Origin of the sequence: Polaromonas hydrogenivorans (assembly GCF_040105105.1) — a bacterium.
Taxonomy (GTDB): domain Bacteria; phylum Pseudomonadota; class Gammaproteobacteria; order Burkholderiales; family Burkholderiaceae_C; genus Polaromonas; species Polaromonas hydrogenivorans.
The window spans coordinates 93,792-112,485 of record NZ_CP157678.1; the positions used below are offsets into that span (position 1 = coordinate 93,792).

The 18,694-nt window shown below is 58.9% G+C and carries 18 protein-coding genes and 3 pseudogenes; 6 read left to right on the forward strand and 15 right to left on the reverse strand.

The window, feature by feature from the left end; genetic code table 11:
* Positions 1–93: 93 nt before the first annotated feature.
* A complete protein-coding gene (locus ABLV49_RS24310) occupies positions 94–870 on the reverse strand; it encodes an IclR family transcriptional regulator (protein WP_349283060.1) in 777 nt (258 codons plus the stop codon).
* 176 nt (positions 871–1,046) lie between these two features.
* Here ABLV49_RS24310 and ABLV49_RS24315 point away from each other — a divergent pair, with 176 nt between their 5' ends.
* The 5 genes and pseudogenes from ABLV49_RS24315 to ABLV49_RS26135 form a co-directional block, all read left to right on the forward strand.
* Positions 1,047–2,240 (forward strand): porin, encoded by a 1,194-nt coding sequence (locus ABLV49_RS24315; protein WP_349283062.1) that lies wholly within the window; start codon positions 1,047–1,049, stop codon positions 2,238–2,240.
* 312 nt (positions 2,241–2,552) lie between these two features.
* The gene (locus ABLV49_RS24320; RefSeq protein ID WP_349282777.1) at positions 2,553–3,437 is read left to right on the forward strand and encodes a Bug family tripartite tricarboxylate transporter substrate binding protein; all 885 of its coding nucleotides are present in this window, start codon (positions 2,553–2,555) and stop codon (positions 3,435–3,437) included.
* Positions 3,438–3,447: 10 nt separating this feature from the next.
* Positions 3,448–5,586: an alpha-amylase family protein gene (locus ABLV49_RS24325; protein WP_349282779.1), complete on the forward strand. Its 2,139-nt coding sequence runs from the start codon at positions 3,448–3,450 to the stop codon at positions 5,584–5,586.
* A gap of 4 nt (positions 5,587–5,590) precedes the next feature.
* Positions 5,591–6,457 carry an MBL fold metallo-hydrolase gene (locus ABLV49_RS24330; RefSeq protein ID WP_349282781.1) on the forward strand — a complete coding sequence of 289 codons (867 nt, stop codon included), beginning with the start codon at positions 5,591–5,593 and terminating at the stop codon, positions 6,455–6,457.
* 258 nt (positions 6,458–6,715) lie between these two features.
* Positions 6,716–6,838 (forward strand): annotated as a pseudogene (locus ABLV49_RS26135) (L-talarate/galactarate dehydratase); the annotation flags it as partial.
* A 131-nt stretch (positions 6,839–6,969) separates the two neighbouring features.
* Here the strand turns inward: ABLV49_RS26135 and ABLV49_RS26140 are convergent.
* From ABLV49_RS26140 to tnpA, 3 genes and pseudogenes are all read right to left on the reverse strand, one after another.
* A pseudogene (locus ABLV49_RS26140) lies at positions 6,970–7,308 on the reverse strand (IS66 family transposase); the annotation flags it as partial.
* Positions 7,309–7,390: 82 nt separating this feature from the next.
* Complete coding sequence (gene tnpB, locus ABLV49_RS24340) at positions 7,391–7,732, reverse strand: IS66 family insertion sequence element accessory protein TnpB (RefSeq protein WP_349281687.1); 342 nt, start codon at positions 7,730–7,732, stop codon at positions 7,391–7,393.
* Positions 7,729–8,136 carry an IS66-like element accessory protein TnpA gene (gene tnpA / locus ABLV49_RS24345; protein WP_349281689.1) on the reverse strand — a complete coding sequence of 136 codons (408 nt, stop codon included), beginning with the start codon at positions 8,134–8,136 and terminating at the stop codon, positions 7,729–7,731. Before tnpA ends, tnpB begins: the two co-directional genes overlap by 4 nt.
* Positions 8,137–8,235: 99 nt before the next feature.
* Here tnpA and ABLV49_RS24350 point away from each other — a divergent pair.
* A pseudogene (locus ABLV49_RS24350) lies at positions 8,236–8,610 on the forward strand (IS4 family transposase); the annotation flags it as partial.
* Positions 8,611–8,706: 96 nt separating this feature from the next.
* On the opposite strand, the gene ABLV49_RS24355 reads toward ABLV49_RS24350, so the two are convergent.
* The 11 genes from ABLV49_RS24355 to ABLV49_RS24405 all read right to left on the reverse strand — a co-directional run bounded on the left by ABLV49_RS24355 (position 8,707) and on the right by ABLV49_RS24405 (position 18,690).
* The gene (locus ABLV49_RS24355; protein ID WP_349282784.1) at positions 8,707–9,738 is read right to left on the reverse strand and encodes a D-2-hydroxyacid dehydrogenase; all 1,032 of its coding nucleotides are present in this window, start codon (positions 9,736–9,738) and stop codon (positions 8,707–8,709) included.
* Positions 9,739–9,883: 145 nt separating this feature from the next.
* Entirely contained in the window at positions 9,884–10,939 is a 1,056-nt protein-coding gene (locus ABLV49_RS24360; protein ID WP_349282786.1) for a Bug family tripartite tricarboxylate transporter substrate binding protein, read from the reverse strand.
* A gap of 107 nt (positions 10,940–11,046) precedes the next feature.
* Complete coding sequence (locus ABLV49_RS24365; RefSeq protein ID WP_349282788.1) at positions 11,047–12,135, reverse strand: porin; 1,089 nt, start codon at positions 12,133–12,135, stop codon at positions 11,047–11,049.
* 229 nt (positions 12,136–12,364) lie between these two features.
* Positions 12,365–12,736, reverse strand: coding sequence for a tripartite tricarboxylate transporter substrate-binding protein (locus ABLV49_RS24370; protein WP_349282789.1), 372 nt, complete (start codon positions 12,734–12,736; stop codon positions 12,365–12,367).
* A 45-nt stretch (positions 12,737–12,781) separates the two neighbouring features.
* Positions 12,782–13,633, reverse strand: coding sequence for a fumarylacetoacetate hydrolase family protein (locus ABLV49_RS24375; RefSeq protein WP_349282791.1), 852 nt, complete (start codon positions 13,631–13,633; stop codon positions 12,782–12,784).
* A 183-nt stretch (positions 13,634–13,816) separates the two neighbouring features.
* Positions 13,817–14,071: a SemiSWEET transporter gene (locus ABLV49_RS24380; protein ID WP_349282793.1), complete on the reverse strand. Its 255-nt coding sequence runs from the start codon at positions 14,069–14,071 to the stop codon at positions 13,817–13,819.
* A gap of 102 nt (positions 14,072–14,173) precedes the next feature.
* Positions 14,174–14,779 (reverse strand): hypothetical protein, encoded by a 606-nt coding sequence (locus tag ABLV49_RS24385; protein WP_349282795.1) that lies wholly within the window; start codon positions 14,777–14,779, stop codon positions 14,174–14,176.
* Positions 14,780–14,901: 122 nt separating this feature from the next.
* A complete protein-coding gene (locus tag ABLV49_RS24390; protein ID WP_349282797.1) occupies positions 14,902–15,882 on the reverse strand; it encodes an ABC transporter ATP-binding protein in 981 nt (326 codons plus the stop codon).
* Positions 15,883–15,890: 8 nt separating this feature from the next.
* A complete protein-coding gene (locus tag ABLV49_RS24395) occupies positions 15,891–16,871 on the reverse strand; it encodes an ABC transporter ATP-binding protein (RefSeq protein WP_349282799.1) in 981 nt (326 codons plus the stop codon).
* Positions 16,868–17,755: an ABC transporter permease gene (locus ABLV49_RS24400; RefSeq protein ID WP_349282801.1), complete on the reverse strand. Its 888-nt coding sequence runs from the start codon at positions 17,753–17,755 to the stop codon at positions 16,868–16,870. Before ABLV49_RS24400 ends, ABLV49_RS24395 begins: the two co-directional genes overlap by 4 nt.
* Positions 17,752–18,690 (reverse strand): ABC transporter permease, encoded by a 939-nt coding sequence (locus tag ABLV49_RS24405; protein WP_349282802.1) that lies wholly within the window; start codon positions 18,688–18,690, stop codon positions 17,752–17,754. Before ABLV49_RS24405 ends, ABLV49_RS24400 begins: the two co-directional genes overlap by 4 nt.
* Between the last annotated feature and the right edge of the window lie 4 nt (positions 18,691–18,694).

Genomic DNA, 18,694 nt, shown 5'->3' on the forward strand with positions numbered 1-18,694 from the left:
AGAGAAAATTCAATAAAGTTCATACTTCATTGGGCCGGATCAATAGGCTCCTCGCCCGGCACCCCGGCACCCCGGCACCCCGGCCCCCCGGGGTCAGCGACCGGATTCACGACAGGTCGCTGCAATCGACGCTGCCTCTTCCCGCAGAATTCTTGCCACCGCCAGGTAGCGATCGTTGTCCATCAACCGGCTCGAGATCGCCGAAACGCTCAACGCCGTGTGCGGTGTGCCGGCCGCGGCGGGAATGGCGACGCCGACACCGCTGAGGTAGGGCAGCACGTTGACAGGCATCAACGCAAAGCCGTGCTGGCGGGCGTCGCACACGGCCTGTTCGAGAGTCATCCCGTACAGCGCTTCGTAAGCCGCGTTCTGACTCTGGTTGAGGCGAAGGATCGCACTGCATTCATCAGGCGGTGAGCTGGCCAACAGCGCCAGCCCGCCGACGGCAGCGCCCAGCGGACGGCGGGCACCGATATCGATGGTCAGCACCTTGACAGGGTAGGAACCCTCGCGCCGGTCGATGCATACGGCGTCAAGGCCACTGCGCTGCACCAGATACACCGTGTCGCCTGTTTCCCGCGCGATGCGGTCGAGCGAGGGCGCGGCGATGGCCGGCATGTCGATGCCACGGGCGGCGGCCAGCCCTAACTCGTAAGTAAGGTGGCCAAGCAGGTAGCGATGATCGTTAGCTTGCTGCCGCACTAGGCCCTCGGCGACCAGCCCCTGCAGGATGCGGCGCACCGTTGGCCGCTCCAGGCCCGAATGCAGCGTCAGGTCAACCAGCCGGGCGCCTTGATGATTGGAATTGGCGATCAGCCGCAACAAAAGGGCGCTGCGCGCAATGAGCTGGGTACCAGGAGGCCTTGCCATTCAGTGCAGTCTATCACGCAGTGGCCACTATGTGGACGTCGCGGCGCCCTTGGCCGGTCCACAAGGCGGATTCATTCCTACACTTCCTATACACCTCGCACATGACTCTACTCATGGCCGAAGCGTGGCTCGCACCGTTGGGTCGACATCAAATATTTTTAACTGGAGACGCTTTAATGAACTCGCAACCCTGGTATCGCACCACCACCCGTTGGCGGCAAACCAACTTGGTCGAAATCGATCCCGCGCGCTATGACGATGCCTTCTTAGAAAAATTCTCGATGAAAAAGACCCTTATCGCTCTGGCTGCACTCGGTGCAATGGCCGGTGTTGCACACGCCCAATCTACCGTAACCCTGTACGGCGTTGCTGATGCTTATGTTGGTCAAGTCACCACCAAAACCCAGGTTGGCGCTGCCGCAGAAACCAGACTCAGCCAAAACGTGGTCAACGGCAGCGGCCTGAGCAGTTCACGCTGGGGCCTGCGCGGTGCTGAAGACCTCGGCGGCGGTTTGTCCGCAGTGTTCACGCTGGAAGGCGCCTTTGATATTTCCACCGGCGCTGTCGCTACCATTGCTCCCCAAGGTAACACCCTGTTTGGCCGTCAGGCATTCGTCGGCCTGAAAGGCGGTTTCGGTACCGTCAGCCTGGGTCGTCATACCACCGCTTACGACACCTTGCGCGGCATAACTAACAACATCTACAACTCCCCCACTTTTGCTACCACGGCGAGCGTGTGGGGCGTTGGCGTTCAGGATTACCAGGTCCGTGCCAGCAATTCCGTTGCCTACACCTCGCCAGACTTCGCCGGCATCAGCGGTGCAGTCGTTTACGGCCTTGGCGAGAACAAGACCGCTACGACCGATGCTGAAAACAGCGCCAGCTTGCACATCAAGTACGCCAACGGCCCTTTGCTGGTGGGTTACGCGCACCAGCGCGAAAAACAAGTCGCCGGCGGCAACTTTTTCGGCACGTCCACGGGTGTACCAGCTCCTGTTACTACCGTTACCGATACCCGCAAGTACAACTCGCTGGGCGCTTCCTATAACTTCGGCGTTGCCAATCTGACCGGTGGCTACAACACTGCCAAGAGCAATACTCGCAAAGACAAGGAATACCAACTCGGCGTGAGCGTACCGTTTGGTGCTGCTGCCCTGGCAGCCGGTTACAGCCGCGCCAAGAGCGAAGGCGCCGCTGGCCTGGCCGCCCTCAAGGGCACTGGCTTCACCCTGCTCGGCACGTACAACCTGTCCAAGCGCACGACCGCGTATGCTGCCGTGATCAACACCAAGCGTGAAAGCGGCACGACAGCAGCATTCACGACCACCAAGGTCCTGACCTCTGCTGTTGGCATTCGCCACACGTTTTAATTTCCAGATAGCGTCTGCTAGCCGTTAAAAGAAATGAAACCCCAACGTGGCAACACGGTGGGGTTTTACAGGCAAGAAAGTCCTCGAATTCAAAGTGCGCTGGTTTGATGACTTTTTACCCGGCGGTCTCAAATCTGAAGTGCAGCACCCTTTCAACAATGAAGTTTTTTGGAGAAAAAAATGATTCATCTATTCAGTCCTCTGAACACCAGCAGGGTTTGTGTCCGAGTATGCACGTATTTCGTCTGCGCATTTGCCATGCTTGCCTTCGCGCACTCAGCCGCCGCTGCTGACCCTTACCCAACTCGACCTGTGACTATCGTAGTGCCCAATGGCCCGAGTGGTCCGACGGATAAGTTGGCGCGCTCCCTGGGACAAAAGCTGGCACTGCGGCTTGGACAGAGTGTCATCATCGACAACCGAGGTGGCGCGGGCGGCACCATTGGTGCGGAGTCTGTGGCTCGCGCCCGAAACGATGGCTACACCTTTCTTCTGGCAACCACCGGCACGCAAGCCATCGCTCCCGCGCTCTATGATAAGTTGCGCTACGATACGGAAAAAGACTTCGAGCCCGTCGCGTTTCTGACCTCGACGGCAAACGTGGTTGTCGTGCGCAGCAGCCTCGGCATCAAAGACGTCCATGAGCTTGTCGCGCTGGCCAAGCGCGAGCCCGATCGTCTCAGCTATGGTTCTTCCGGAAACGGGTCCTCGAATCACCTCGCTGCGGAGATGTTCAAGAGCATCACCGGAACCGAGATCAAGCATGTTCCCTACAAGGCGATTTCACCGCTGCGGATGGATCTCTGGGAAGGACGAATCGATCTGGTGTTCGCTTCCGAGGTCACCGCGCTCAACGACTTCATCCAGCCGGGCAAGGGGCGCGCGCTGATGGTGTCTGGCGATACGCGATCGGCACTCTTTCCGAATGCGCCGTCCGCGAAAGAAGCCGGCATGAAGAGCTATGACCTCTCTGCATGGTGGGGTCTCATGGCGCCAGCCGGAACGCCCGCCCCCATCGTTGAGCGAATGAACAAGGAGCTGGTGGCGATCCTCGCGTCACCGGAGATGAAGAAAGAGATGGTGGCTGACGGTCAGGCGACCAAGGCCATGACACCCAGGCAGTTCGCCGCCTTCCTCGCGCAGGAACGCGCCAAGTACGTCCCCATCGTGAAGGCCACCAATGCCAAAATCAACTGAAGGAAGCGTCATGGAGCCTCGTTGGTTCGAAAAGCAGTTGCGGATCCAGCAATTTGTCATGCGGGAGACTGACATCCTCGACTATGACGTCGAAGGCGTGGTGCGGCACCTGAAGGAGACGCATACCAACTGCTTTGTGACCAACGCGGGTGGCGTCGTCGACTTCTTTCGTCATGACCTGGAAATCGCAAACCCGAACCGGTTCATGGGCGAGCACGACATCCTTGCGGAAATTACACAGGCGTGCCATGCGGCCGGCATCAAGGTCATGGTCCGGGTGGATTTCCGTGGAGTCGAAAAGCGCCACTACGACCTCCACCCCGACTGGTTTGCGGTGGACGAGAATGGCCGACCCATTCAGTTCGAGTGGCAGTCCGAGCCGCTGCCTGATGCCTTGTACGCGCCCTGCTACCTGAGCTATTACAGGAACGAACATGCTTTTCGCTTCACACACGCGCTGCTCAGCCGCTACGCGATCGACGGAATATGGGAGAACGCCCCGATGCAGGTTGGGGCGTGCTACTGTAGGCGCTGTACCGAGAGCTTTCGAAGCGAGTTCGGGAAGGAGCTTCCTCGAGGCGGCGACTTCAACAACGCCCGGTACGACGAGTATCGTGCCTGGAAGGCCCGCAATCTCCTGGCTCACCTGAAGAACTATCGGGCAGAAGTCAAGAAGTACGGCGAGGACAAGGCCTTCTGCGCCGAGATCTTCGGACTGTTTCACGAGTCATACCGCAAACTGAGCGCGGACCTGTATGCCATCAAGCATGCCATGGACTTCACGGTCACGCCGCTGTTCGTGGCCAAGAACGAGCTGCTTCACGCGCCTTCCACGCTGATCAAGTTTCTAGGCGCAATGGATTCCGGCAAGACACCCGTGATACTCACCGGCCACCTTGGCATGGACAACCAGTACCGCTACGTCTCGGGCGCCCCGGCAGAAGTGCGGCTCTGGATGTGGCAAGCCGTCAGCGCCGGAGGCTCCCTCTGGAACACGACCTTCAATGGGCAGCATCCCGCCAAGACGCACGACCGCCGCAATGCTTTTTTGGTCGCTGACATCTATGCCTTCATGGAGGAGAACGAAGCGTTGCTGCATGGCCAGCAGCCGGAAGCGGCGGTGGCGATCCTGTATTCACAGAAGTCCAGTTTTCAGTTCAGCGACAGTAACCGCGCGAGCGACAGATACCTCACGCACATCATTGGGATGGAACAGGCGCTCCTCGATGAGCACATTCAGTACCGATTCATCTGCGATTTCGATCTCAACTCAGAAGCGCTCGAAGATGTGCGGCTGCTAGTGCTTTCGAACGCGGCCGTCCTCACTGATCGCGAGATCGAGGTCATTCGGGCCTTTGTTGCCGGTGGTGGGAGGCTTCTTGCCACGCACCATACGTCGCTCTGGAACGAGCAAGGTGAAATGTGTTCCGACTTCGCCCTCGCGGATGTCTTCGGTTGCCACTTTACCGGGATAGAGAAGGACAGCAGCCGATGGGGGTACCAAAGAGTGGCCGCCGAACATCCCGTGACGGCCGGGCTGGAACTCACCGAACTGATCGCCAATGGGGGAACTTCGCTGCTTGTCCGCAAGGACAATGCGAGCGTTGCGGCCCCGTTGACCTACGTGCCGGGGATTTATCCTCAGCCTCCGGAGAAGTCGTGGCTGCCCTCGTTGCGCACGGACTACCCGACCGCGCTGGTGAATCCGTTTGGGGAAGGCGAGTGCATCTATTTCGCGACGCCCATCGATCGCAACGTTGGACAGCACGGCCACCCCGATTTTTCCCAGGTTCTGGGAAACGCGGTGCGCTATCTGCTCAATGGGGCCAATCCCCTGTCGACCGACGCGCCGCCGAGCCTGCAATTTGCGCTGACGCGGGCACGCGGGCAGGCAGGGGTCTACCTGCTGCACGCCGTCAACCTCACGTCCGCGCCGCGCCGTCCGATCAAGACACTCGTGCCGGTCGCAGATGTCAGGGCCAGCCTTCGCCTTCCAGGTCTGAAGCTGAAGTCGTTCGCACAACTGCGCACCGAAGGCAAGGATGTGAAAGTCAGCGCGGCCATCGACGCGCAATTGGCAGGACTGGAGGTGAGCGTCGTGTTCTCGCAGATCCTCGAGTACGTCTGTATCAAGCTCGAAGTCGAGTAGGTCCATGCATCGCATTCAATTGGGCGATGCGAGCATTGCCAGCATCATCGAGCGCGATGGGCCGGTTCGGACGGCTGATGTGATGTTCCCGCGCGCGACGCCCGAAGGGATAGCTCGCGCGCTGTCCAAAGTTCCAGCCTTCACTTTCGATGCCGAAACGAAGAAGCTGAACATCACCTACCAGAGCTTTGTCGTGAAGATGCCGAATTGCACCGCGCTGATTGACACCTGCGTCGGAGACCATCCGAACTACCCGGACTGGCTCAACTACGACAAGTCCCCGTGGCTCGCTGGTCTCACGGCGAACGGCCTTGGCGTCGAAGATATCGACTACGTGTTCTGCACCCACATGCACATCGACCATGTCGGATGGAACACTAGGACAATTGACGGCCGTCATGTTCCGACCTTTCCGAATGCGAAGTACATCTTCTCGCGAAAGGAGTACGAGCATTGGAAGACGCACGAGGCTCCGAGCGTCGGGCCATCTTTCGAAGCTTGCGTGAATCCGATAGTGGAGGCAGGCCAAGCGCTTCTGGTCGAAGACAACCATGTTCTCAGCAACGAGTTGTCGATAATCCCGTCGGCAGGTCACTCGGCAGGCCATGTCTGTGTCAGCCTGAGATCGCGCGGTCGTCATGCCTTGTTCACAGGCGACATGATGCATCACGCCATTCAATGCGTGGAGCCGGACTGGAGTACGATGTTCTGCCTCGATGCGGATCAGGCCGCACGCACGCGACGGGGTGTCTTCGAGCGGTATGCAGATACCGATACGCTTTTCGTTCCAACGCACTTCCCTGCGCCCACAGCTGGCCGAGTTCGCAGGGACGGCGATTCTTGGCGCTTTGATTTTCTGGAGCCTGCGTAGGGCTGCTGCGTTTCGACCGCGCGGCGGTCGGTGGCTTGCAGACAGGCGATGTGGCGCAAGTCCTCTCGAACTCACCACGAGCGTTGAATCCGTTCTGGAGTCACTTCACCGGCAGTGACGCATCACGTTTCGGCTGAGCCGTTGGCGGGTGCAGGCGCAATGTCTCTCGGATTTGACGCATCGTGATTCTGTTGGTTGGCATTGGCTGCAGCTTGATAAAAAGCAACGAGCCTATGCCGGGTTCAAGAAATCACTTCCGCCAGGCGTGCCGGCCTCTCGCTGTCCAAGCTGCTGGGTTCGCAGCGTGATTCGGTACGCTGCTATAACACCTCGGGCGGGTTCCTGCACACACCGATCGACCAGTTGATGTCCAGGCGCTCGCTCACGTCTTCGCCGATACGCACCATCGCCTGACCGCAATCGCATGTCGTGTTCTCTGGCTCATGGTGGTGGTCAACGCGTTTGAGGTGCTCGGGCAAGGCTTGGCGTTTGGGCTTGCGAGGGGTGTCGGTGTCTGGAGCATTGCCCGGCATTTTGAATGCTGTCTTCAGCGCTGCGAGTTGGGCTTCCAGATCCGCCTGGTCGGCTGCCAGCGTTTCTTCAAACAACTGGCGCTGCTCGGCATTCATGCGTTCGGTCCTGGCCGCAAACTGCCGGGCCTTGAGGAGGCGGCGCAGCTCAAAGGTGATGCTTGCGATCTTGGCATCCCTGAGCTCGATGGCCTGGGCCTGGGATTCGATTTGCCGGCTCTGCTCGCCAACGTGTGACAACACGCGGGCGGCCAATTCGGCAGCGGCGGCAGGGCTCAGACCGACAAAGTCTTGGGCGTTGAGTTGGTCCACGCGGAGCATGCGTGGATTGTGCAAAATCCACACACAAATGCGAATTAGGGCATATTCCAATTGCCCTTTGCACAGCGTTAAACCACGGTTCCTACACCCGTGCAATGGACTGCATTTGTTCCAGTCGGCTCCACGGAAGTCCCACCACCAGGGCGTCGAATTGCTGCTTTGTCAGCGTCATCGAGGTGGCTATACTGGCGCCACCGCGTGGCCATTCAAACCCGCCCTGATTGAGCCGACGGGCCGCGCACCACATGCCAAAACCATCGTGCAGCAGCAGCTTCATGCGATTGCCCCGCGCGTTGGCAAACAGGTAGCCGTGATGGGCCTGGGCTGCACCGAACACCTGCACCACCCGTGCCAGCAGGCGTTCCGTTCCCATGCGCATGTCTATCGGAGCGGTAGCCAGCCACAGCGCGTCAATGCGGATCATCTCAGCCACGCGCGCAGCCAGGCGCCACATTCGCTGGCCGATTGCAGCGGCCATGTCACAGTCACCTTGCCGCCTGCACGTTGAATCTCAACGCAGATCCCTTCTGCTGCAGCGCCTTGCTCGGTGGAGGGTTGCACGCACTTTGCGAGGCTTGGGCCAACAGCTGGTGAGGGTGGCAGTTGCAGCGGCACAAATGCCAAGGCGCCCCTTTGCAGTTCGATCAGTTCCAGACGCTGCCGATCCTCCCGCATCCAACGATGCACCATGTTCGGGTTGATGCCGTGACCCAGCGCAATGCCGGCAATCGATGCGCCTGACTGGCGACATTGCTCCAGCACAGAAGTCTTGAACTCTGCGCTGTACTCGCGCCGCCGAGGGCGCTCTGCTGTCGATAATTGATTCATCGTCTCCACGATCTCCTTCGTGGGGGACGATGCCTGATCATCAACGTCGAATCAAGGTGGGATGCCCAGCCGCATACGATATAGCTTCACCAATGCACAATGAAGACCACCACGGGCATGGACTTGCTGAGCTGCTAGACGCCGCCGCAGATGAACGAAAAGCAACTGTAGGTGCATCTGCTCGCTTACAACGTGATCCGACTGCTCATGGCGCAGGCCGCCTGCAATGCCGGCGTGGACCCGCGCGGCCTGAGCTTCACGCACACGGTGCAACTGTGGACGGAATGGGTCTCGCGAGGCCTCTCGGCCACGAAGGATGGCCAGCGACTGTTCACGTTGATCGCCCAATGTAAGGTCGGCCACCGACCGGACGCATCGAACCGCGAATGCGAAAATGAAGGAACCCCCTGCCCTTGGTTGAAGGTGCCGCGCGCCCAGGCTCGCCGACACGTAGACAAGCATGGTCATGCGTAGGAGCAAAAGTAAGTGCCATTCGCCTTAACTCCAGTTTTGAACCGTCCGAAATCCGGGGAGACGTCAGTATTACATTCGCTCGTACTGCGCCCTTCATTACGCGACCTGCGCAGGCGCGGCGAGAACTTCGTTTTTCAACTCTGCGTCGCCCAGCCAGCGCAGGAGGTTGTCAAGAAACATCTCCATGATTCTTGCGTCGACACCGGTCGAATGGCCTGCGCGGTGCGACGAGATCAAGGTGCCAGGCATGTCCCAGAGAGGCGAATCCGGCGCAAGCGGTTCGTTCTCGAAGACGTCCAGGTACGCTCCACCGAGGCGCCCGCTTTGAAGCGCATGCACCAGGTCGGCCTCCACCACCACCGCACCGCGAGCGACGTTGATGATGCGGGCGCCCGCCGGCAGCATGGCGAGGCGAGCCGCGTCAATCATCCCCCGCGTCTCCGGCGTCAAGGGACAGGCGAGAATCAGCCAGTCGGCGCGCGGAAGTGCCTCCTCGAGACGTGCATACGGAAGGACTTCCACGCAGCCCGGCACTGGCGCGGCCGATCGGGTGACACCAATGATGGACAGCCGAAAGGCTTGCAGCAGCCGGGCAATCTCTCGGCCGATCGGGCCCATTCCCACCACGATCGCCGTGTTCCCCACGATGTCGCACGGCAGGGCCTTGCCGTCCTGCGGTGACCATTCGTGCCGTCGCTGCGCATGCACCCAGTCCGGGACACCTCTGGCAAGCGCAAGGAAACCGGCGAGCGCACTCTGGCTCACCTCTGGAGCATTGGCGCCCGAGGAGGTCGTCACGCGGACCCCGCGTGCAAGCAGCTCCAGCAGGATGGGCCGATCCGCACCGGCGCTGCGAACATGAAGCCAGCGCAAGTTGACTGCATCCCTCAGGTGGTCGCAGAAGGTGGACAGGCCTGGCGCGAGCCCGCCTGACGATCCGAACATGAGGTCCGTCGACAGAAAGGCGAGATCGATGCGGCGCAGCGTTTGAGGATCAAGCGGCACGCCCGGGGACGACACGATCATATCCAGCGCCACCGCGCGCGCCGAGAACTCATCCCGGACGGCCGGCGAAACAAGGGCAATAGGCAGCTTGCCCTTGTGGTTGGTATTCAACAGATCTTGCATGGGGACTTCAGGAAATCGCCTGAGGCAAGTGGTCGCTCACGTACTGCGGGATCACGCTGCGGAAATCGGCTTCGGTCTGCACCAATGGTTGCGCCGATGCGCAGCTGCTTCTGGTACCACTTGGATTGCACGTTCAGTTCCTTTTTCATTCAATTTTGGCTCCGGATGCCTTGACGACCGGAACCCACTTGTTCCGCTCTTGCTCAAGGAAGGCGCCGAACTGCTGGGGAGTCATGGCCCCTGGCGTCTGGCCATCGCTCGCCAGTTCCTTCCTCATTTCAGGCGTCGCCAAGATGGCGTTCAGCTCCTTGTTAATCCGTTCCACTGCCTTGGCCGGCGTGCCCGCCGGGGCGACGAGGCCGAACCAGACCGAGACGTCGTAGCCCTTCAATCCAGCTTCTTCCGCTGTCGGTACGTCCGGGAGCAGCACCGAGCGGCGCGTACCCGTTGCCAGCAGGGCACGGACTTTCCCGCCCGTCATGAATTCCTTCACGATGTTGCCCTCCGTCCCAAACACCATGTCAATCCTTCCCTCCCAGAGGTCAACCTTCAACACAGAAGCCGACTTGTACGGCACGTGCCTGAGCCGGGTGCCCGTCATGGCCCCGAACATCGCCGCTGCTAGGTGGTTGGAAGTGCCGTTTCCAGCGCTGCCATACGTAAGCTGGTCCGGCTCGCGCTTGGCCAATGCGATCAAGTCCTTGACGTCCTTGACCGGCAAGCCACTGCGCACCACGAGCACGTTGCTGGTGGTCGAGATGATTCCGATCGGTTCGAAGTCCTTCTTGGCGTTGTAGCGCAGCTTGTCGTAAAGCGCCGGGTTGATCGCCAGCGTTCCGGTAGTGGCCAGGAACAGCGTATAGCCGTCCGGCTTGGCCCGGGCGACGTACTCGGCACCGATGCTGCCGCCGGCGCCGCTCCGGTTGTCGATCACGACCGGCTGGCCGAGGCGTGTGGAAAGCTTGTGGCCAATCGACCGCGCGATCGCATCAGTCGGACCGCCTGCTGCATTGGGCACGACGATGGTTATGGGTTGGGCGGGATAAATGTCCGCAGCGGCGACGGTACGGGCCAGCGCGAGCATGGCAAAGGAGCCGATCAAGGCTATGCGTGCAACGTGTGATTTCATAATTTCTCCAAAAATCTTCATGGTTGAAAAGGTATTGCACTTCAGATTTGAGACCGCCGGGTAAAAAGTCATCAAACCAGCGCACTTTGAATTCGAGGACTTTCTTGCCTGTAAAACCCCACCGTGTTGCCACGTTGGGGTTTCATTTCTTTTAACGGCTAGCAGACGCTATCTGGAAATTAAAACGTGTGGCGAATGCCAACAGCAGAGGTCAGGACCTTGGTGGTCGTGAATGCTGCTGTCGTGCCGCTTTCACGCTTGGTGTTGATCACGGCAGCATACGCGGTCGTGCGCTTGGACAGGTTGTACGTGCCGAGCAGGGTGAAGCCAGTGCCCTTGAGGGCGGCCAGGCCAGCGGCGCCTTCGCTCTTGGCGCGGCTGTAACCGGCTGCCAGGGCAGCAGCACCAAACGGTACGCTCACGCCGAGTTGGTATTCCTTGTCTTTGCGAGTATTGCTCTTGGCAGTGTTGTAGCCACCGGTCAGATTGGCAACGCCGAAGTTATAGGAAGCGCCCAGCGAGTTGTACTTGCGGGTATCGGTAACGGTAGTAACAGGAGCTGGTACACCCGTGGACGTGCCGAAAAAGTTGCCGCCGGCGACTTGTTTTTCGCGCTGGTGCGCGTAACCCACCAGCAAAGGGCCGTTGGCGTACTTGATGTGCAAGCTGGCGCTGTTTTCAGCATCGGTCGTAGCGGTCTTGTTCTCGCCAAGGCCGTAAACGACTGCACCGCTGATGCCGGCGAAGTCTGGCGAGGTGTAGGCAACGGAATTGCTGGCACGGACCTGGTAATCCTGAACGCCAACGCCCCACACGCTCGCCGTGGTAGCAAAAGTGGGGGAGTTGTAGATGTTGTTAGTTATGCCGCGCAAGGTGTCGTAAGCGGTGGTATGACGACCCAGGCTGACGGTACCGAAACCGCCTTTCAGGCCGACGAATGCCTGACGGCCAAACAGGGTGTTACCTTGGGGAGCAATGGTAGCGACAGCGCCGGTGGAAATATCAAAGGCGCCTTCCAGCGTGAACACTGCGGACAAACCGCCGCCGAGGTCTTCAGCACCGCGCAGGCCCCAGCGTGAACTGCTCAGGCCGCTGCCGTTGACCACGTTTTGGCTGAGTCTGGTTTCTGCGGCAGCGCCAACCTGGGTTTTGGTGGTGACTTGACCAACATAAGCATCAGCAACGCCGTACAGGGTTACGGTAGATTGGGCGTGTGCAACACCGGCCATTGCACCGAGTGCAGCCAGAGCGATAAGGGTCTTTTTCATCGAGAATTTTTCTAAGGTTAAACATAGGACTCTGGAACAGGTACGGCTTCAGGCTTGCACCTTTGCAGCGCCTCCAGAGACCCGGGCCAACCCCCTTTCGGGAAGTTGGGTCTGATGAGGTGCGATAGTTGGTTTGTTGAAATGCGTTCGTCAGCGGCGCGTCGATTCAATTGCTGGTGATGTGTTTCTCCTTGATGGTTTTCGGTGTCAATCCGAAGCTATTGATGGGTCATAGATCGGTCACAGGGTTGGACATGACTATGGGGATCGTTTGCGGCGCGCTCACCACGGGGCTCGCGCTGCCGACCAGAAGCGTGTAGCCTTCCGGAGGCGGCTTTGCCACGAACGGCGTGCCGACTGTGCCCGCCCCGGCAACCTTGTGGTCGAACACCATGCTTTGCTTCAACTGCGGGGCGACCGCCTCGAGAAGCTTGCGGGCGATGGTATTTGTCTCACCCGCCGGCAGGTTGGGAATCACGACCTTGATCGGTCGGTTGGGGTAGTCGGCGGCGGCATCCTGTGCGATCGCCGGAACGACAGCGCAAATGGGCAAAACACAGACAAAGGCTTGGGTCACTCTCAACACGTGGATCTCCTGCATGAAATGGATTTAGGCCGCTTGGCCTCCGCATAACGGGTTCGGGCTCTACAGCTTGAACGCCACTACTTCCTGGCGCTGGTCGCCCAAGCCTTCAATGCCTAAGGTGACTACGTCACCTTTTTTCAGAAAGACGGCATTGGGCTTCATGTGCGATCCCACCCCAGGTGGAGTTCCGGTGGTGATCACGTCGCCCGGCTCCAGCGTCATGAACTGGCTCACATAACTTATGATTTTGGCGACGCTGAAAATCATGGTGCTGGTGTTGCCAGTCTGGCGTCGCACACCGTTGACATCCAGCCACATGCCGAGTTTTTGTGGATTTGGCACTTCGTCCCGTGTGACTAGCCAAGGACCCAAGGGCCCAAAGGTGTCACAGCCCTTGCCCTTGTCCCAGGTGCCGCCAAGCTCAAACTGGAATTCGCGTTCGCTGAGATCGTGAATCGTGCAATAGCCAGCAACGTAGTCGAGTGCTTTTTTTTGTGACACATACCGGGCCCTCTTGCCAATCACAACGCCCAGTTCGACTTCCCAGTCGGTTTTTTTGGAACCCTTGGGCAACATCACGGGATCATCGGGGCCCTGGATACAACTGGTGGCTTTCATAAACACTATGGGTTCTTTTGGAATCGGCAGATCTAACTCGGCGGCATGCTCCGTATAATTAAGGCCTATTGCAATGAACTTGCGCACACCCTGCACCGGGCAACCCATGCGGGGCTTGCCTTGAACCGCTGGCAGATTGTCCGTATTCAACTTGGCAAGTCTGGTCAGCGCAGCATCGCAGAGTTGATCCGGGCCAATGTCTTTGATCGCGGCACTCAAATCACGCAGCACGCCCTGGGCGTCGATGAGACCGGGCTTTTCTTTGCCGGGATTTCCATAGCGAACGAGTTTCATGGTTTCCTTTCAGTAACAGTTGTTCGTAACTTCTCAACTCGACTATTGGCAGCCGTGTTGGATACAGCCAAAGCAGGGCTGAGACGCTGTGCCCTTGAAGGCGCCGATGCGTGCCTCAAAGAAATTAGCACTTGCCTATGCATGGTCGCGCATCATGCAAATGACGCTATGGGTCTGCGCGACTTAGCGGTAGTGAAGTTTCATCACCAGAATGGCCGCTGCCAGTGTCAGCGTAATGCCGTTGGCGATCACGATCGGCCAGGAGTTCAGTAGCATTCCATAGACCAGCCAGCAAGCCACTCCGACGGTGAAGCCGCTGTACATGCCCAGCGAAATGCCGCGCACGTCGCGCGTTTTAAAGGTGTGCCAGGCCTGTGGCACAAAGCTGGTGCTGGTGAGGGCGGCGGCAATTAAACCAAGGGAGTCAATGAGGGGCATGATGGGTATTGAAAAGAGCGGGTAGGGCGAATGGCACTGGCTTCAGTGCTCATGGCGTTGAAATCACGAACCGGAGCTTTTGAATTTCTCATTTCTTGTTGGTCAAGAGTAGTTGACCTTGACATCTGCAAAGAGACCATCAGTACCAATGTCCACCCAAAGACCAATTCCCCCTGCAGTTCCCCCTCCATGCTTTAAGTCATTGACAACCAAGGACGGCCGCGCATTCCCATGCAAAAACAGTTTCGCTTGGTCAGCATGGACCTCTATTCGCATGTCAATCCACTCATCAAGACCCATATCGGTGTACGACTCGTACCTGCCTGGCGCCTCCTTGCGCAGACGATCGTATTTGAACTCCGGATATGAGAAGTACTGTGTTGACGCATTTCGACGATTTTGGTCTTCGGCTCTACCATTGGTTGGCCGGATATAGATGCACTCGAATTCTGAATTGTCGGGGTTGATCCGAAAAGCAATTCCAATGAAGCCGCGTGCGTAGTCAGGTGCATCCATTAGAAGTTTGCTCTTCACTTGCGCCTGAATGGTGCCATTCAAAAATCCGCGCCCGGCTATCTTGGCGAACGTGGGCTCGTCAACCGCAATGACCATAGGATCTTTGGTCACGCGCACCACAGTCCTGCCTTCGAGATCTTCGATTTTGAAAAATGTGTTTATGGCGCTTATTTTGTTGGTGTCAAGAGACATGAGCGTTCGATCAGTGTTCGTCATACTTTGCTTATATGGCAGCAGGTCATGCAGGCCCGTCCCGTGGACAGGTGATGTGTCCTTGGCGGACGCGTTACCGGAGCATGGCATCGATGGATTGTTCAAACTGGAATCGGGTTCGGAGATGCAAAATGGCATGCCGCACTTTGACCGGGTGCCACCTCGCGAAGCTCGGGTCGCTGCGTCTTGCAAATCGCTTGAACCAGCGGACAGCGAGTGTGGAATGTGCACCCACCGGGAAGTCGGGTCGGGCTCGGCACATCGCCCTCGAGAATAATGCGTTTCACTCTCACATCTGGATCGGGCTCCGGAGCCGCCGACAGCAGCGCCTGTGTATAGGGGTGTTGTGGGGCGGCGTAGATTTGGCGCTTGGGGCCGATTTCCACGATCCGTCCGAGGTACATCACCATGACGCGATCGGCAATGTGGCGAACCACTGCCAGGTCGTGAGCGATGAATAGATACGAGAAGCGCTTTTTCTCTTGCAGGTCTTGAAGCAGGTTGACTACCTGCGCCTGAACGGAGACGTCCAGGGCCGAGACGGGTTCGTCTGCGACGATGAAGCTCGGGTCAACCGAAATGGCCCGTGCGATGCCGATGCGCTGACGTTGCCCCCCGGAAAATTGGCGTGGGTGGCGGTCCATGATACTGGCGGGCAGTCCGACCTGCGTCAGAAGCTCCGCGACCCGCTCCCGCTTTTCGCGTTGATTGCGAATCATACCGAAAGCCTCCAGTGGCTCGGCTATGATTTCGGCAATATTGCGTCGAGGGCTTAATGAGCCATAAGGATCCTGAAACACCATCTGCGCCTTGCGACGCATCTGCCGCATCTCATGCTTCGAAAGCGAGTTGATGTCCGTGCCTTCAAAAAAGACTTGGCCTTCCGTCGCATTGATCAGACGCAGCAAAAGCCGTCCCATCGTTGACTTTCCACAGCCCGACTCGCCCACTACGGCAACCGTCTCACCCCGATCGATGGTGAAGCTAACGCCGTCGACTGCACGCACACCGTTACTTTTCGGACGCAGCGAAAAACCGTCACTGACGCCGAAGGTCTTGCCGAGGTTTTCGACGCGGATCAAGGGCGCTGTCATTTTGCATCCTCCGCAGTGACCCAGCAAGCCGCCCTATGTTGTTCTCCGAATCGAAACATGTCTGGCATCTCCTTGGCGCACTTATCAATACGCAATGAACAGCGGGAATAGAAGGGGCAACCCTGCTTGACGGAGCCGGGCAGGGGCACCGAACCCGGGATCTGGAACAGGCGTTGGCGCTCGTCCCTGAGATGGGGGATCGAGTCCAGCAGTCCTCTTGTATAGGGGTGGCTCGGATTGCGGAAGACGGAACGTACATCGCCGTCTTCGACGATGTGTCCGGCGTACATCACGATGACCCTCTCGCAGACGTCGGCGATGACGCCCATGTCGTGGGAGATCAGGAGAATTGCCGTCTTCGTGGTCAAACGGACCTTCTTCATGAGCTCCAGCACCTGTGCCTGGATCGTGACGTCCAATGCGGTTGTCGGTTCATCTGCAATCAGCAGTTTTGGATTGCACGCAAGGGCCATGGCGATCATCACGCGTTGCCGCATGCCTCCTGAGAACTGGTGGGGGTACGCGCCGACGCGGCCCGCGGCATCGGGGATGCCCACGAGATTCAGCACCTCAATGACACGGCGTCGCCGTGCGTCGCCATTGAGCGCGGCGTGCAGCATGAGGGCTTCGCCGATCTGATCGCCGATGGTCATGAGCGGATTGAGCGAACTCATCGGCTCCTGAAAGATCATGGCAATGTCTCGACCTCGGATGTCGGGCATCTTCGCCATCGGGAGATCCAACAGGTTCACACCATTGAACTCGACCCGACCCCGTACGACGCGTCCGGGCGGATCAGGAATCAGGCGCAGGATCGACAGCGCCGTGACAGATTTACCCGATCCCGACTCCCCGACAATGCCGACCGCACCGCCTGCTTCGATTTCGAAGCTCACTCCATCGACCGCACGCACGGCCTTGTTATTGGAGCCGAACTCGACCGCCAGATCATCAACTTTCAGCAGTGGTATTGTCATTGCGCGGTCTCCGGATCGAGGACGTCACGGGTCGTGTCTCCGATCAGATTGAAGGCGAGCACGACGACGCTGATGGCAAGGCCTGCCCCGATGATTGGCCAGGGTGAGCCAAAAATATTGCTCAGGCCATCACGGATGATGTTTCCCCAACTGGGGTTCGGTGGCTGAGTGCCAATTCCAAGGAAACTCAAAGAAGCCTCGAGCCGGATGGCCGAGGCAACCCAGAGTGTCATCAACACCACGATGGGCGCTGCGATGTTCGGAATCACGTGGCGGATGATGATCGTCGGCGTGGTGACGCCGGCCGCGATCGCCGCCTCCACGTAAGGCTCCTGCTTGACAGCGAGTGTGGAGGCGCGGGCCACGCGCGCAAAGCCTGGAACGAATGCAATCGTCAACACCGAAACGACGCTCCAGAAGCTGCCGCCCAGCACAGCTGCGATCACGATCGCCAGCAGCAGTTCGGGGAAGGCCAGAAGAAGGTCGATGATGCGGGTGACCAGCCGATCGATGATGCCACCGAAATACCCGGCCGAAACTCCCAGCAGAGTGCCAAAGAACGCCGCGAGCGTGGGTGCGATCAAGCCGAAGATGAGCGAGTTGCGCGATCCATAGATCAGCCGTGACAACACGTCACGCCCGAGTTGGTCCGTGCCAAGCCAGTGCTCGCTTGAAGGCAATGCGTTGATCGAGAGAAAGCTCTGGGCTAACGGATCGTAGGGCGCGAGCAGTGGGGCGAAGACAGCGACCGCCATGAACGCAGCAATGATGATCGTCGCAGCGATTGTCGAGGGACGGCCAAAGAGGATGCGCCGCAGGAAAGTCAGGCGGGGCGCTTCTGCCGGCAGCACGGGCGCCAGATCGGCGATAACGGCAACATTCATGACTTCACCCGGATTCTAGGATCGACGATCGCGTAGGCAAGGTCGACGAGCAGATTGATAAGAACGACAAAGAAGGCGAATACCACGACGCCTCCCTGAACGACCGGATAGTCGCGTTTGGCAATGGCGCTGATGAGCACTTCCCCAATGCCTGGTCGATTGAAGATCAGTTCGATGGCGACGGAACCTGACAAGGTCGCCAGTACACTCAGCCCGAGCCCCGAGGTGATCGGCAGAAGTGCATTACGCAGGGCGTGCCGGTAGATGACGCGCCTCTCGTGTGCGCCTTTGGCCCTCGCCGTACGAACGTAGTCCTTTCCGAGTACCTCCAGCAACGAGGTTCGGGTCAATCGGGCGAGAAAGGCCGTCTTGACCATGGCCAGCGTCAGCGCTGGCAGGAACACGTGGTACATGCGGTCGAGAAATCCAGTGCCACCCCCGTTGATCGGGAACCAGCCAAGGTTAAGCGCAAATACGATCAGGATGAGTGCACCGAGATAAAAGTCGGGAATGGCGTATCCGATCAGAGAGAATGCGCGCACGCCGGCATCTGGCAGCTTGCCGCGGTTGACCGCAGCGAGCACACCCAGTGGGACGCCGAAAAGCAGCCCCATCGTCGTTGCCACCAGGGTCAATTCGATGGTGTAGGGGAGATTTTCCGCGATCACCTGCACCACCGAGGTCCGATCAACCAAAGATTGACCGAAGTCCAGCGTCAGCATGTTCCACACGAAGGAAAAATACTGTTGCCACAGCGGCAGGTTCAGACCCATCTGCTCCCGGAACAAGGCCAGTTGTTCCGGCGTCGCGTAGTCACCCAGAGCGACAGCCGCGGGATCGCCTGGAAGCAGGCGCAAGGCGATGAACACCAGCGTCAGCACAAGCAGGATTGTTGGCACCACATCAAGCAATTTAGCTCCAACAGTTCGTAGCATGATC